This is a genomic window from Thalassococcus halodurans, from assembly GCF_900108225.1.
Lineage (GTDB): Bacteria > Pseudomonadota > Alphaproteobacteria > Rhodobacterales > Rhodobacteraceae > Thalassococcus > Thalassococcus halodurans.
This window is the reverse complement of record NZ_FNUZ01000006.1, coordinates 229,030-241,146: the sequence shown is the minus strand read 5'-3', so window position 1 is coordinate 241,146 and position 12,117 is coordinate 229,030. Positions and strand designations below refer to the sequence as shown.

Annotated in this window: 17 protein-coding genes; 9 read left to right on the top strand and 8 right to left on the bottom strand. The window is 58.3% G+C overall.

Annotation, left to right across the window (positions count from 1 at the left end):
- Window positions 1–371 (top strand): Abi family protein (locus tag C4S59_RS17075; RefSeq protein ID WP_234994813.1); only part of this gene is annotated, 371 nt, incomplete at its 5' end.
- A gap of 204 nt (window positions 372–575) precedes the next feature.
- Here the strand turns inward: C4S59_RS17075 and C4S59_RS17070 are convergent.
- The 4 genes from C4S59_RS17070 to C4S59_RS17055 form a co-directional block, all read right to left on the bottom strand.
- A complete protein-coding gene (locus C4S59_RS17070; RefSeq protein WP_072702316.1) occupies window positions 576–2,552 on the bottom strand; it encodes an ATP-binding protein in 1,977 nt (658 codons plus the stop codon).
- A gap of 279 nt (window positions 2,553–2,831) precedes the next feature.
- Window positions 2,832–3,413 (bottom strand): rhomboid family intramembrane serine protease, encoded by a 582-nt coding sequence (locus C4S59_RS17065; RefSeq protein WP_072702366.1) that lies wholly within the window; start codon window positions 3,411–3,413, stop codon window positions 2,832–2,834.
- Between the two features lie 148 nt (window positions 3,414–3,561).
- Complete coding sequence (locus C4S59_RS17060; RefSeq protein WP_234994812.1) at window positions 3,562–3,897, bottom strand: hypothetical protein; 336 nt, start codon at window positions 3,895–3,897, stop codon at window positions 3,562–3,564.
- A gap of 281 nt (window positions 3,898–4,178) precedes the next feature.
- A complete protein-coding gene (locus C4S59_RS17055) occupies window positions 4,179–4,592 on the bottom strand; it encodes a MerR family transcriptional regulator (RefSeq protein WP_153218054.1) in 414 nt (137 codons plus the stop codon).
- A 76-nt stretch (window positions 4,593–4,668) separates the two neighbouring features.
- On the opposite strand from C4S59_RS17055, the gene C4S59_RS17050 reads away from it, so the two are divergent.
- Genes C4S59_RS17050 through C4S59_RS17020 form a run of 8 tightly spaced genes read left to right on the top strand, consistent with a single transcriptional unit; the run spans window position 4,669 to window position 9,369 of the window.
- Complete coding sequence (locus C4S59_RS17050; RefSeq protein WP_007803565.1) at window positions 4,669–5,076, top strand: mercuric transporter MerT family protein; 408 nt, start codon at window positions 4,669–4,671, stop codon at window positions 5,074–5,076.
- A 15-nt stretch (window positions 5,077–5,091) separates the two neighbouring features.
- Entirely contained in the window at window positions 5,092–5,400 is a 309-nt protein-coding gene (locus tag C4S59_RS17045; RefSeq protein WP_007803569.1) for a heavy-metal-associated domain-containing protein, read from the top strand.
- A gap of 10 nt (window positions 5,401–5,410) precedes the next feature.
- Window positions 5,411–5,662, top strand: a complete 252-nt coding sequence (locus C4S59_RS17040; RefSeq protein WP_072629817.1) for a hypothetical protein — start codon at window positions 5,411–5,413, stop codon at window positions 5,660–5,662.
- The gene (gene merF / locus C4S59_RS17035; protein WP_007803570.1) at window positions 5,659–6,045 is read left to right on the top strand and encodes a mercury resistance system transport protein MerF; all 387 of its coding nucleotides are present in this window, start codon (window positions 5,659–5,661) and stop codon (window positions 6,043–6,045) included. The genes C4S59_RS17040 and merF overlap by 4 nt, the downstream gene beginning before the upstream one ends.
- The gene (locus tag C4S59_RS19600; RefSeq protein WP_007803572.1) at window positions 6,042–6,179 is read left to right on the top strand and encodes a hypothetical protein; all 138 of its coding nucleotides are present in this window, start codon (window positions 6,042–6,044) and stop codon (window positions 6,177–6,179) included. Before merF ends, C4S59_RS19600 begins: the two co-directional genes overlap by 4 nt.
- Before the next feature lies 1 nt (window position 6,180).
- Entirely contained in the window at window positions 6,181–7,611 is a 1,431-nt protein-coding gene (gene merA, locus C4S59_RS17030) for a mercury(II) reductase (protein WP_057796628.1), read from the top strand.
- 22 nt (window positions 7,612–7,633) lie between these two features.
- Window positions 7,634–8,986 carry a dihydrolipoyl dehydrogenase family protein gene (locus tag C4S59_RS17025; protein ID WP_017467591.1) on the top strand — a complete coding sequence of 451 codons (1,353 nt, stop codon included), beginning with the start codon at window positions 7,634–7,636 and terminating at the stop codon, window positions 8,984–8,986.
- A gap of 56 nt (window positions 8,987–9,042) precedes the next feature.
- On the top strand, window positions 9,043–9,369 hold the full coding sequence (locus C4S59_RS17020) for a YnfA family protein (RefSeq protein ID WP_040546036.1): 327 nt from the start codon (window positions 9,043–9,045) through the stop codon (window positions 9,367–9,369).
- A 600-nt stretch (window positions 9,370–9,969) separates the two neighbouring features.
- On the opposite strand, the gene C4S59_RS17010 is transcribed toward C4S59_RS17020, so the two are convergent.
- The 4 genes from C4S59_RS17010 to C4S59_RS16995 all read right to left on the bottom strand — a co-directional run bounded on the left by C4S59_RS17010 (window position 9,970) and on the right by C4S59_RS16995 (window position 12,075).
- Complete coding sequence (locus C4S59_RS17010) at window positions 9,970–10,698, bottom strand: DUF736 family protein (protein WP_090525093.1); 729 nt, start codon at window positions 10,696–10,698, stop codon at window positions 9,970–9,972.
- Window positions 10,699–10,822: 124 nt separating this feature from the next.
- Complete coding sequence (locus tag C4S59_RS17005) at window positions 10,823–11,125, bottom strand: hypothetical protein (protein ID WP_090525091.1); 303 nt, start codon at window positions 11,123–11,125, stop codon at window positions 10,823–10,825.
- A gap of 100 nt (window positions 11,126–11,225) precedes the next feature.
- Complete coding sequence (locus C4S59_RS17000) at window positions 11,226–11,687, bottom strand: DUF6915 family protein (RefSeq protein WP_090525089.1); 462 nt, start codon at window positions 11,685–11,687, stop codon at window positions 11,226–11,228.
- A gap of 1 nt (window position 11,688) precedes the next feature.
- The gene (locus C4S59_RS16995) at window positions 11,689–12,075 is read right to left on the bottom strand and encodes a DUF6878 family protein (protein WP_090525086.1); all 387 of its coding nucleotides are present in this window, start codon (window positions 12,073–12,075) and stop codon (window positions 11,689–11,691) included.
- Between the last annotated feature and the right edge of the window lie 42 nt (window positions 12,076–12,117).

The window sequence follows — 12,117 nt, the reverse complement described above, 5'->3', positions numbered from 1 at the left end:
GTATTCACCCGGACCTCCCCATGAAGACATTCGCTTCATGGATCACAGCGCTCAATGACGTCCGCAACAGCTGCGCACATCACGCCCGAACGTGGAACAAGCCCTTGGTTAACAGCCCTGGGGTTCCCCCAAAAACGACATTTGGACAGCTCGACCACCTCCGCCAGCCCAGGATGGGGGACGATGCGCCCACGAAAAAGATTTACAGCGCGATCGTCATCATGATCTTCATGCTGCGGCAGTATTATCCGCGCACCAGGTGGCACATCCGTCTTCGCGACAAGATCTTGACCCAAGACCTCCCTTACGAAATTCGTCCGCAGACAGCCGGGTTCCCGGAGGGCTGGGAGTACGAGGCCATCTGGAACTGACCCGCCGACTTCCTGCTATCCGACATTGCCGCACGATGTCCCAAAAGGCCGGTTCAGAAAAGCTGCGTTGCAGGTCAGTCACAGCGACCCGTGCGCCCTTCTTTATGAGGAATGGGTTGGCGCTACGTTCCGCAAGGAAGGGTGGAAAGTGGTGGTTCCCTGCGTATTAGTTAAAGTGGCAGAGAAACGCGGAAGCAAACTTGATTATACTGAGATCCCGATACGTTCGAAGAATGCTCGGTTGCGTGACTTAGCGGACTCGAGAACGTCTTTGAAAGACGAGACCTCGATAAAAATCGAATAGGACGCGTCCCACGAATAGTATGTGTTTGAACCCGCCTTTCGGTGGAAGTTCCCGAGAGCCTTCATGACATCACGTAGCTTGGGTGTTATATCCGCGATGATGTGACACATGAACGGCGTAGTTTCTTCGATTGAGCGTATGGGAGTCCCGTCATACTTGATCGCCTCACCAGACTTCCGCATGTCTTCAACATATTTTCGGACTTGCGTGATGGGGTTTTTCTCCAAAGTGTAGTTGTCGATTTTCGGACGCTTGAATTCTACAATAGTGATTGGGGAAGACTTGTCTTCATTTTCAAAGCCAAGGCCAAGGTCGAAAATGGAGACGTCTGGCCTATCTTTTGGGTGAGTGGGATCTGACACTTGCTTTTCCATGCGGGTGTCAGAGTTGAAATATGAGTAGAATGCCAGTCGGTCGTCAACGATCCATAAATTGTGATCGTCGTAATCCAAATCCGAGGAAGTGGATTTCAGAGGGCAGATTATGTCGTGGAGAACGTCCTCATACTCGGAATCTTGATCTGTATTAGGCTTGAATTTCAAGCTCTCTTCGAACACATCGAGAACCAACTTGCGCTTCATGACATATTCAGCAAGCGACGACACCGACTCTTGCTTGAGTTCTGCGACATACTCTTTGGCCTTCGCCTCCACGTCAGGCAACTTCTTCTCAATTGACCGTTTGAAAGCATTCTTACGGCGTTCATATTGACGCAGCGACTGACGGGACATTTCCACAAATATGTCCTCTTTCCGGTTCGTGCCGTAATGGAGCGTTTCCGCGACTTCAGCATCCGTACCTTGAATACTAAGGAAACGAGGATGCTCGATGCGGAGGGCGCTGACAATGCCTGTCTGCTTCTCTCGAATCTCAGCGAGTTCGGGGGCGAGGAACTCCTTGACGCGCTCTTTCGCCTGATCGACGATGCTCTCAATCTCATCTTCTGACAAAGAGAAGTCCGTTCTTGTGTCATTCACAGATTCATCGAGGGCCGCACTTTCAATATACCCAAGGAATGCGAATTTACTATCAATAGCCTTAAGGCCAATCACCCCGTCCATGTCGAACCGTTTTACAGCACGTCCGTTTGCTCCAAGGTAAAGTGCGTTCGTGCTTCTTTCGTCGTCAGAGATTGCTTTGGGAAGCAGAAAACAGTGGCAGACAAAATCTTCGGACCCGCCAGAAGCGGATAAAGTGAACCGATAATCTGCATCGCGCTCAACTGATTCTGAGAATGCCTCGAACAGGTCTATCTCGGCATCAACATCACAGACCGTAATTTTTGGATGACTGATATTGATGAAGTAACTTATGAAATGAGCCAAAAGCCGATTTGTGATCGTGCTTGCCTTCTTCGGTATGTGCAGAGCGTAGTCACGTTTGTAGGGAGTCAACTGAATAATTGAGCCTGGAGTGCTTTGATCCGCTGGCGCAAGGGTCAGATTGTCCGTTGGGTTGGAAACCTTGAAATCAAAAGAAATAGAACGACCGATGGACCCGTCATCGTAAACACTTTGAATACGCACCTCGTCCAGCACCTTGAGCCAAACAAGGCGCCCTACGCCTTTTCCGCCAATCTTTTCTTTGGCACGTGAGTCCATTCGGCGAAAAGACTCGAGATTGCTTTCGTTAAAGCCAATTCCATTGTCAGAAATAGTAAAGCCTTCCATCTCCCCAGATTCAGTGCGGTGCAGTTCGATTGTGACTTCGCCCTTGCTGAGATTATCCTTGCCAAATCTGTCTTCGACGGCGTGAATGGAGTTCATCACAGCTTCAAAAAGTGGGAAAAGTGAGTTCTTGGCATTCGGAGCAAGCGATAAGTTTCGAATGCGCCCTGCGGGGTCGTTGTCCCAGCCGGTTTGAATTCGAACGTCCATGCTATTTGCTCCCGCCTGCCCTCAGTGGCACTATGACTGCGTAGCTGCTAGGGCGCAATCCGACACTTTTCCTTGGCCCTGACCTGCGAGCCCACTTGCCGAGCAAGTTCTGGTCCTCTCCACCTCTTCTCTGTTTACGAGAGGAGAGAACAACAACGTGGGCCATTTCCATCTTTCGAGAAGTCACGGCAACCGTTCAGAGCACTTTCTTGGCAAGATCATGAAGCATACGCTGCACCAAACGAGGTCGATCGGCAGCTTAGGCCCGATTGCACTGTTTCAGTTCAGATCGACGCCGCCGAGGCGCGGCGCATGGACATGCGTTCGGATTAGGAACGCAGCGCCCGCGCCCGCGATAGCGCCGAAGAGATGCGCCTCCCACGACACGCCGGGTTGGCCCGGAAGAACGCCCCAGAGAATAGAGCCATAGAGGACACCGACCACCAGCGCCGCGCCCAGCGTGATCGGAGAGCGATCCACAAGACCGCGCGCGATGAGGAAGCCAAACCAGCCGAAGATCAGCCCCGACGCACCGATATGGATCGCCGAGCCGCCGAACAACCACACGAGACCGCCCCCTAGGCCGATCACCACGGCGTTCACCGACAGCAAGCCTCGCGTGGTCGTTGCCACCAGCAGCCCACCCATCACCAGGAGCGGCGGCGTATTGGCCATCAGGTGCGAGAAACTCCCATGCAGGAGGGGCATAGCGATGACACCATCCAACCCGCTGCCGTGCCTGGGGATCAGGCCGAAGGCCGGGTTCAGGCCGTAGCCGGTGATCCAATTGACGACTTGGATCGCCCAGAGCAGCGCGACAAAAGCGGCAAGCGCCGCGGTGCGCCGGAAGAAGACGCGCATGTGATCCCAGTTCATCATGTTGGCGACAGTAGTCGTCCCCACAGCGCCTTCAACGGCTTTCGCGCGCTGCACAGGGTGCCACCTCCGGGAAAGGGGATTCGCGGCGGCCAACCTCGGTAGGGCTCAAGCCAAGAGAATGGCTCCGATCTTACACGGTGTTCCCAGGCCGCAGCGGCATGATTTCACGCTCGGGGCGCTTCAACGCTTCGGCATATTTGCGGGCATTGTCATCGATCGTGCTGTGCCAGAGCTTCGAGACGAACGCCCGGGCGTCTTGCACCGTCATGTCCTTCAGCGAAGAGGACAGCGCCATGAAGAGCTCATCCTCGCTGATCGCGGCGGCATAGTGCATGGCGTCCGCGTAAAATGAAGGGTCGTTCAGGACCTGTTGGCTTAGCGGCATCAGCGCGAGGTTCTCTTCCGGGATCGCCATGAAGATCGTGTCCTGCAGGTCGGTCAGATACGCACGCCGCGAGGTGGACACCGGCTTTCCTGCTGCCTGGGGTCTGCTCCGGCTCAGTGCAAAATCCTACGTTAAGAAATATTTTTCCCTGACGCTGGCACCCTTTGCGGAATTTACATTGAGACACGAGCTGAGATGCACGAGTTCGCTATCTGAGAGCCTATTTTACATCCGTTTTACAAACCTGCGTTTGTGAAAGCCGCCATTCGCTGCGCTGCGCATAAAATCACACAGTGCGGGACTTTTCGGGCTTTCGCTGCGCCGTTCACGAAGGTCCGTTGCCCCCTCTTCTTTAGGGTGGACTAAGCATCGAGTAACGCATCGATCACCGCGCATTCTGGGGCAGCATCGCCGGTGCATCGCGCAACAGTGTCCGACAGGACGCGCTCGATGCGCTGCAGATCGGCAATCTTGGCCTGAACGTCAGTCAGATGATCTTCGGCGATGATCTGCACCTCGGCGCATGTCCGGGATCGGTCATCGACCAGCCCAAGCAGCCCGCGAACCTCTTCGAGAGAAAAGCCTAGATCGCGGGACCGCATGACGAATTTCAGCCGCTTGACGTGGGCATCGTCGTAGCTTCGGTAGCCCTTCGTACTGCGCGGCGGGTCCGGCATGATCCCGATTTTCTCGTAATAGCGAATGGTTTCCAGGTTGCAGCCCGTTGCGCGGGCCAAATCGCCCCGCCGAATTGATCTCACGCTTGTGTTACTCATTGTGCCGAAAAATCCCTTGAGCCTGTATCAACTACAGACCCTAGAACGGTGGAAACATCTGTTCAAGGAAGATTCGATGGAACAACATTTGGCGGAACTTCCGCAATCTCAGTCGCAGAAAATTGGCGACGAAACCACCAAGGGATGGGGCGTGACCGGCCTCGGCGTCCTCGGTGCGCTGGCGATGACTTCTTGCTGCATCCTTCCATTGGTGCTGGTCAGCTTTGGCGTGACAGGCGTGTTCATCGCGCAGCTCGGGGCGCTCTATGCCTACAAATGGTACACCTTCGCGCTGAGCGCCGCGTTTTTGGGATACGGCTTCTACAAGGCTTACAAGCCTGTAGATGCCGAGGCCTGTGCCGATGGCACCTGCGCCCGCCCCATCGACCGCCGCATCATGCGCGCAACCCTCTGGGCCGCTTCCGCGATTGTCGCTGTCGCCATGATCTTTCCCTACATCACCCCCTTCATCCTGAAATTCTGAACGAGGACCATGACCATGACCATGAAGCATCTCCTGTTATCCGCCCTGGCCATCGTCGCACTCTCGACCCCGGCCCTCGCTGAAGAGCGCCAGGTCGAGATCGCCGTCAGCGAACTGACATGCCCGTCCTGTTCGTTCATTGTTGCCAGCTCGATGCGCGGTGTTCCGTCGGTCGAGATCGCCGCATTCGAGGACGGCCCCGAATACGGGCAGGGTGTTTACAGCGTGACCTACGATGACGCCGAAACTTCCATCGAAAGCATCATCGGCGCGGTGACGGCCAATGGCTATCCGGCGCAGGTGCTGCCCGACACAGCCTCCTGAGCCGCCTGCAATGCGTGACAATCTGATGGGTGGCCTGCTGGCCTTCGGAATAGCAGCTCCGGTCGTGGTCGTCTGCTGCGGCGGCGGAACTGCCGTGCTTGCAGCGTTGTTCGGCGGCGTTGGGGCTTGGCTCTCTGGAATGAGTGGCATTGCCGTGCTGGTTTTGGCGGGTCTGACCTACCTGATCGTCCGCGCACTGCGTCGTTCGCAAATGAAACGCGCCTCCGGCCCCGACCCATCACAAAGAAAGACGGCTCCTTGACTGACACACCTGAAAATTCCGACCGTCTGCTGAAATGGGGGCTTGGCGGTGCGCTCTTCGCCGCGCTCTGCTGCTTTACACCGCTTCTGGTCGTCATCGTCGCTGGCGTCGGATTGTCGGCCCTCACGGGCTGGCTCGATTACGCCCTGTTCCCGCTGCTGTTTTTCAGCCTCGCCGTGGTGGCACAGGCCCTTTGGCTGCGCGCTGGCAAACCGGGACCGGCCCCGAAACTTTGGGCCACCGGCCTCGCGGTGGCCCTGTCGATCCTGATCATTCTTCTCGAATTCAGGTTCGCAATACGGATCACAATCGGCGTTTTCGCCGCCACAGCACTCTACGCGGTTCTCCTGAACCGTGCGCAAAAGAAAGGATCGCTCTTATGATGATGGGATGTTGCACCGCCACCGGCATGGTCTTCGGCCTCCTCGGCATGTTGACACCGCTGATCGCCATCGGCGCGGTCATATATCTGCTCGCCGCCAGACCAAAAGACCCCGAACATGGCGAGGCGCGCTGAGATGAAAGACCTGAACAAAAACGACGATGAACAGGGCGGCTATGACCTGATCGTTCTTGGGGCCGGATCGGCGGGGTTCTCCGCCGCAATTACCGGCGCGGATGCCGGAAAGCGTGTCGCCCTCGTAGGACATGGCACCATCGGCGGAACTTGCGTCAACGTGGGATGCGTGCCCTCCAAGGCGATGATCCGTGCGGCAGAGGCCGTGCACTGTGCGGGGGCTGCCAAGCGGTTCCCCGGCCTGTCGGGACGGGCACAAGTGGATGATTGGCAGACGCTCGTTCAGTCCAAGGACGATCTGGTCACGACCCTGCGCCAGAAGAAATACGCGGACCTTCTGCCGGAATATGAGGATGTCGATTACATCGACGCCGGTCCCGCGCGGCTGATCGAAGGTGGCGTGACAGTCGGTGAGCGAACCCTGAAAGCACCGAGGACCATCATCGCCACGGGCGGGCGTCCCGTTCTGCCGACCATCGACGGCATCGAGGAAATCGGCGCGCTCAACAGCACCAGTCTTCTGGAACTCGAAGTACTGCCGAAAAGCCTGATCTTCATCGGCGCGGGCTACATCGGCGCGGAGCTGGCCCAGATGATGAGCCGCATGGGCGTGAAGGTCACGCTTGTCGCCCGTTCGCATCTGTTGCCCGGCGCGGAACCAGAGGTCTCGGAGGCATTGGCGGCGGCGTTCGAGGCTGAAGGCATCACCCTTCTGACCGGGTTAAGCTACGACACTGTGCGCCGCGACGACGCGGGCGTGACACTGCGCGTGATCCAGAACGGAAAGCCTGTCGAAGTGACGGCGGATCACCTCGTTTCGACCGCTGGCAGGCGGGCCAATACCAAAGATATGGGCCTGGACGCAATCGGCGTGGAAACCGACGCGCGTGGGTCCATCGTCGTCGGCGAGGACATGCAGACATCGGTGCGCGGCATCTATGCCGCAGGCGATGTGACCGACCGCGACCAGTTCGTCTATATGGCGGCCTATGGTGCAAAGCTCGCGGCCAAAAATGCGGTTCTCGGCGAAGACCATCGCTACGACAACGCCGCGATGCCCTGGGTGGTGTTTTCCGACCCGCAGGTCGCGGGCGTCGGTCTCGGTGAAGCCCAGGCGCGGGACGCGGGCCTCGACGTCAAGACGTCCATCGTACCGCTCGATCAGGTGCCGCGCGCACTGGCCGCACGCGACACGCGCGGATTGATCAAGCTGGTGGCGGACAGAAAGTCCGACCGGCTGCTTGGCGGCCAGATCATCGCGCCCGAGGGGTCCGATACGATCCAGACCCTCGTTATGGCGCTGAAGTTTGGCATGACCACAAAGGCGCTCGGGGAGACGATCTTCCCCTATCTGACGACCGTGGAAGGGCTGAAGCTGGCGGCGCAAACCTTCGATATGGACGTGGCAAAGTTGAGCTGCTGCGCCGGATGAAGATCAGGACAAGGACCGGAGAATGAATGAAGACTACGACCTGATCGTCATCGGGGCGGGCATGGCGGGCGTGGCCGCGGCCAACAAATGTGGCGCGGCAGGATGGCGTGTCGCCATTGTCGATGCGCTGCCCTACGGCGGCACCTGCGCATTGCGCGGCTGCGATCCAAAGAAAATCCTGCGGCGCGGTGCGGAAATCATGGACGCGGCACGGCTCATGCAGGGCAAGGGGATCGATCCCGGTGATCTGTCGATCAACTGGGCCGATCTGATGGCACACAAGCGTGGCTTCACCGATCCCGTGCCGGACAAGATGGAAAAGGGCCTGTCGGGCAACGGCGTCGAAACCCTGCATGGAGCCGCGCGGTTCACGGGAAGCAACACGCTGGAGGTCGATGGAACGGCATATCAGTCGGAACGGTTCCTCGTGGCCGCCGGTGCCATGCCCAGGCCGCTGAGCTTCACAGGGGCCGATCTCGTGATCGACAGCACGGATTTCCTCAACCTGGAGGCCCTTCCCAATCGGGTTCTTTTTATCGGTGGCGGCTTCGTGTCCTTCGAGTTTGCGCATATCGCCGCACGGGCCGGAGCCAACCCGATCATCGTGGATCGTGGCGCCCGGCCCTTACGCGGCTTCGATCCCGATCTGGTCGAAATGCTGATCGACCGCAGCGGCGGTATCGGCGTGGACCTGATGCGCGAAACCGAAATCGTGTCGGTCTCGGAAGCCAGTAGAGCATTCACTGTCGAGGTGAAGTCGGGCGATGAAACCCGAACAATCGAAACCGATCTGGTCGTGCATGGCGCGGGCCGTGTGGCAGCCCTGGCCGATCTGAATCTTGAGGCGGCTGGTGTTGATTACAGCGACAAGGGCATCGTTGTAGCCCCGCATCTGCAAAGCACGACAAACAGCGCGGTCTTTGCCGCCGGAGATTCCGCCGACACCGATGGCATGCCGCTGACGCCAGTCGCAGTGATCGAAGGGAAGGTCGCGGCCTCCAACATGCTCAAAGACACTCAGACCGCACCGGATTATGCCGGTATTCCTACAGCCGTCTTCACAGTCCCGGAAGTGGCGCGTGTCGGCATGTTGGAAAGTGAGGCAAGGGACGCCGGGTATGATGTCGATGTTCGGTTCACCGACACTGGCGATTGGTATTCGAACTACCGGATCGGCGAGACCTCTGCTGCCGCGAAGGTCCTCGTGGACAAGTCGAACGGCAAGATCCTCGGCGCGCACCTGTTCGGCCCGGAATACGGCGAACTGATCAATTTCTTCGGGCTGGCAATCAAGCTGGGCCTGGCGGCCAAGCAACTTAAGTCGATGACGGCGGCCTATCCAAGTGTTGGATCGGATTTGGGCTCGCTTCTCTGAATTTGAAAGATTTTTCGCAATAGACCCGATCCTCCTCGGAACGTATGTCTGGCCCGATGAAGACGGTTCTTATCTACTTCGCCGCTGCGCTGGCCGAAATTGCCGGATGCTTTGCTTTCTGGGCCTGGTTCCGGCTGGACAAGAGCGTGTTTTGGTTGGCACCGGGCATGCTGTCCCTTGCCGCTTTCGCCTGGCTACTGGCGCTCAGCCCCGCCGATCAGGCGGGCCGCGCCTATGCAGTCTACGGTGGCGTTTACATCGTATCGTCCCTGCTGTGGCTATGGGGCGTAGAAGGGCATCGCCCGGATCAATGGGATGTAGTTGGAGCGGTCATTTGCCTTGTCGGTGCGGGTATTATTCTCTGGGCACCGCGCAGTATTTGAGAGGCAGCCGCAGACGGGGTGAAGCGCTGAATCGTTCGATTAGATCGCCTTTTGGTTCACGCGTTCCGACAACTCGGCGCTGCTTTCCCTCCGCATCGCGGCTGCGATCAAGCAGGTTTTCTACCGCCCTCGAAAGCAGCGATACATCCTTTACGCAGCATCGGTCAAAGTGGGCTCTGAACTGCCGTTCGCTGTATCGAGAAGGAACGACCGGTTTTGCTTAACGTAGGATTTAGCACTGAGCCGGAGCAGACCCCTGCCTTGGCGTCCAGATATGCCTGCCTTGTCCTGTCGAGCTTCGACCTTGCATGGGTCATGATGACATCACGCTGTCGTTCAGGCAGCGCAAATCCGGTGCAACGCACGATATGAGCAAGAAGCTCTTCAACCTCGGCGTCTACATCAAAGCTCTCGAACCACGGAGCTTTTCCCAGTCTCGCCACCATGTGCCTACCCTCGTCCTCTCAATAATATATTATCGTATATCATATTCAGCAGATCGCAAGCAGATGTGTGCGTCGTACCGCCAGACATGGAAAAAGGGGAACCGTGGTCCCACGGCTCCCCTTTCGGTTCGTATCGTTTTATCTCGCGCGCCGATTAGGCGACCAACGACAGCCCCGTGCCTGCATCCTGCGGCTGCTCACCGCTGTCGATGAACGGGATGATCGAGAAGGTCTGCCCACCGCGCTGTTCTTCGTTCTGCACGGCGTTCACGCGCAGGTCGCCATCGGGCGTGTTGATCAGCAGCGACAGGTAGTCATTGCCCGTGCGGCTGCTTTTCGCCATCCAGGCCGAGCCGACGCGGATCGGTGTGCCCCGGGGCGAGCTGACCTCGATCCGGTAATCGGGGTGAGTCTCCTCGGATTTATAGCTGTTCTCGATCAGCATGAATTCCAGATCGAACATCATGTTGGCGATGTAGCCGGTGAAGGCGTTGTCGGCGTCCATAGCGGTGAGCTCGCCCGAGATCGAGCCGGATTTCATCAGGCCGTTCGAGACCAGCGGGATGATCTCGAATTCGCCGCTCTGGGCCGCGCGCGCCTCTTTCGTCTGCACCGCATTGACCCGGAACGGGCCCAAGCCGACATCGATCTGCATCGAGATGTAAGGGTTTCCGCTGGTATTGCCGGTCTCGTTCCAGGCCGTGCCGATGCGCACCTTGCGGCCTGATTTGTTGACTGCCGTTACGTCAAAATCCGGGCTGCGTTCGGACATCTTCGGGCGGTTTTCAAGCTGGATGGCGATATCGAAACGTGTCGAATGGATCATGCCGGTGTACTGAGCGGCTGCGGTCTCGACGTTGCGGGTGAGGGTTCCTGCGAACATGGGATGGTTCCTTTTGGATTGGCCGGTGCCTGACGTTTTTGCCAACGCATCCGGGATTGCTTTCTCGACCCCTTGAGGGATCACAAATCAGAAAGCCTGCTTTCCTTTCAGCCCCGCCCACGGGTCAAAGCTGCCGTCCGAGTGGGAATGCCCCCGCGCCTCCGGGTGCTACGCCCCTCCCCTGCCCGTCTGGTCTTGATTGGTTGCCCGGATTTTCTGCGGCGTCCTTCGATTGCGCGACGAAAAACTCCGTTTCTTTTCCGTTCAACCGGTGCCCGCCCCGGTCGGTCAGACCGATGCAGCTACCATTCGGCACATAGGTGATGAGGTACTGACCGAGCCGGTCCTTGTGGACGACGTAGCCGGTATTGGCCCAATGCACGGTCTGGCCCGCATCGACGGCCGCCTTGATATCATTGAGTGTCATGCGATCCTCCTCAAGAAGAATGGTGGGGAAACGACGCAAGAAGCCCGATCTTCCAACCGGGCTTCCATACAGTATTCGTTTGGCAAACGGCCGAGAGCTGTCAGGCGCTTTGCGTGGCCCGCGTCGCGCGCGCCGCCATCCAATCTTTCAGGCCAAGAACCGTTCGTCCGGCGGCGACCTCGGAGGCCCAGGCAACCCTTGGGTCGCCGCAGGGCTCATCGCCGGAATGCCGGTCGATGTGGCCATTGGCCATCCATGGCTCAGGCTGTATCCGTCGCAGCCAGTCCGCCATGCTCGGGATGCGGCCCTGGCAGTCTTCACGGATATGCTGCTCGCCGATCCAGCGCACGGGGATGTCGCGGCCCGCACTATTGGTCAGTGTCAGGCCAAAAACCCGTTCGGCCTCAAAAAGGCCTTGCGCATGGTGACGCATGGCTCTGTGCGTGAAGAGCGCGAGGTGCTCTTTGGAAGCGTCGAACCAGTCGTGGACGGCTTGATAGTCGGACGGCACCCCGCCGAATTTCCGGGCAGAGCTTTCGGCATGATGAAGCGGATGGGCCATCTCACAGCCCCTCGTCATAGCTGTGCGAGCATTCGACATAGCGGTCGGCATGATCCAAGGTGACACTGTCGGCGGTGATGTCCCAGGTCAGCGTGCCGTAGCCGCCCTCGTTGTTTTCGAACCCCGGGTGATGGTGATAGGCGAGCGACCAGGCGAAGTCGCCAACCTCTGTGGCAAGCGGCTCCGGCAGTTGGACCTCTGCAGGCTGCACCGTCACATCCTCGACATTGCCGGAGTCGCCATAGCCTTCGTATTCGACAGCGACCTCGCTGATGCCAAGCGCACGTAGTTGCGCGAGCAGCTCCACTCTGGATGCCTTCAAGGTGGTTTCGCGCTCTGCACGCCACTGAGCCGCCATTGCGGCATAGTCGATCTGGGGATTGGTCATGGGTCTGTCCTCTTATCTGAATTTGGGGGGGCCGGGCCTGGC

Coding starts and splice junctions, on each gene's coding strand:
- C4S59_RS17070 (WP_072702316.1), bottom strand. CDS start 2,552: ATGGACGTTCGAATTCAAACCGGCTGGGACAACGACCCCGCAGGGCGC.
- C4S59_RS17065 (WP_072702366.1), bottom strand. CDS start 3,413: ATGCGCGTCTTCTTCCGGCGCACCGCGGCGCTTGCCGCTTTTGTCGCG.
- C4S59_RS17055 (WP_153218054.1), bottom strand. CDS start 4,592: ATGAGTAACACAAGCGTGAGATCAATTCGGCGGGGCGATTTGGCCCGC.
- C4S59_RS17050 (WP_007803565.1), top strand. CDS start 4,669: ATGGAACAACATTTGGCGGAACTTCCGCAATCTCAGTCGCAGAAAATT.
- C4S59_RS17045 (WP_007803569.1), top strand. CDS start 5,092: ATGACCATGAAGCATCTCCTGTTATCCGCCCTGGCCATCGTCGCACTC.
- C4S59_RS17040 (WP_072629817.1), top strand. CDS start 5,411: ATGCGTGACAATCTGATGGGTGGCCTGCTGGCCTTCGGAATAGCAGCT.
- C4S59_RS19600 (WP_007803572.1), top strand. CDS start 6,042: ATGATGATGGGATGTTGCACCGCCACCGGCATGGTCTTCGGCCTCCTC.
- merA (WP_057796628.1), top strand. CDS start 6,181: ATGAAAGACCTGAACAAAAACGACGATGAACAGGGCGGCTATGACCTG.
- C4S59_RS17025 (WP_017467591.1), top strand. CDS start 7,634: ATGAATGAAGACTACGACCTGATCGTCATCGGGGCGGGCATGGCGGGC.
- C4S59_RS17020 (WP_040546036.1), top strand. CDS start 9,043: ATGAAGACGGTTCTTATCTACTTCGCCGCTGCGCTGGCCGAAATTGCC.
- C4S59_RS17010 (WP_090525093.1), bottom strand. CDS start 10,698: ATGTTCGCAGGAACCCTCACCCGCAACGTCGAGACCGCAGCCGCTCAG.
- C4S59_RS17005 (WP_090525091.1), bottom strand. CDS start 11,125: ATGACACTCAATGATATCAAGGCGGCCGTCGATGCGGGCCAGACCGTG.
- C4S59_RS17000 (WP_090525089.1), bottom strand. CDS start 11,687: ATGGCCCATCCGCTTCATCATGCCGAAAGCTCTGCCCGGAAATTCGGC.
- C4S59_RS16995 (WP_090525086.1), bottom strand. CDS start 12,075: ATGACCAATCCCCAGATCGACTATGCCGCAATGGCGGCTCAGTGGCGT.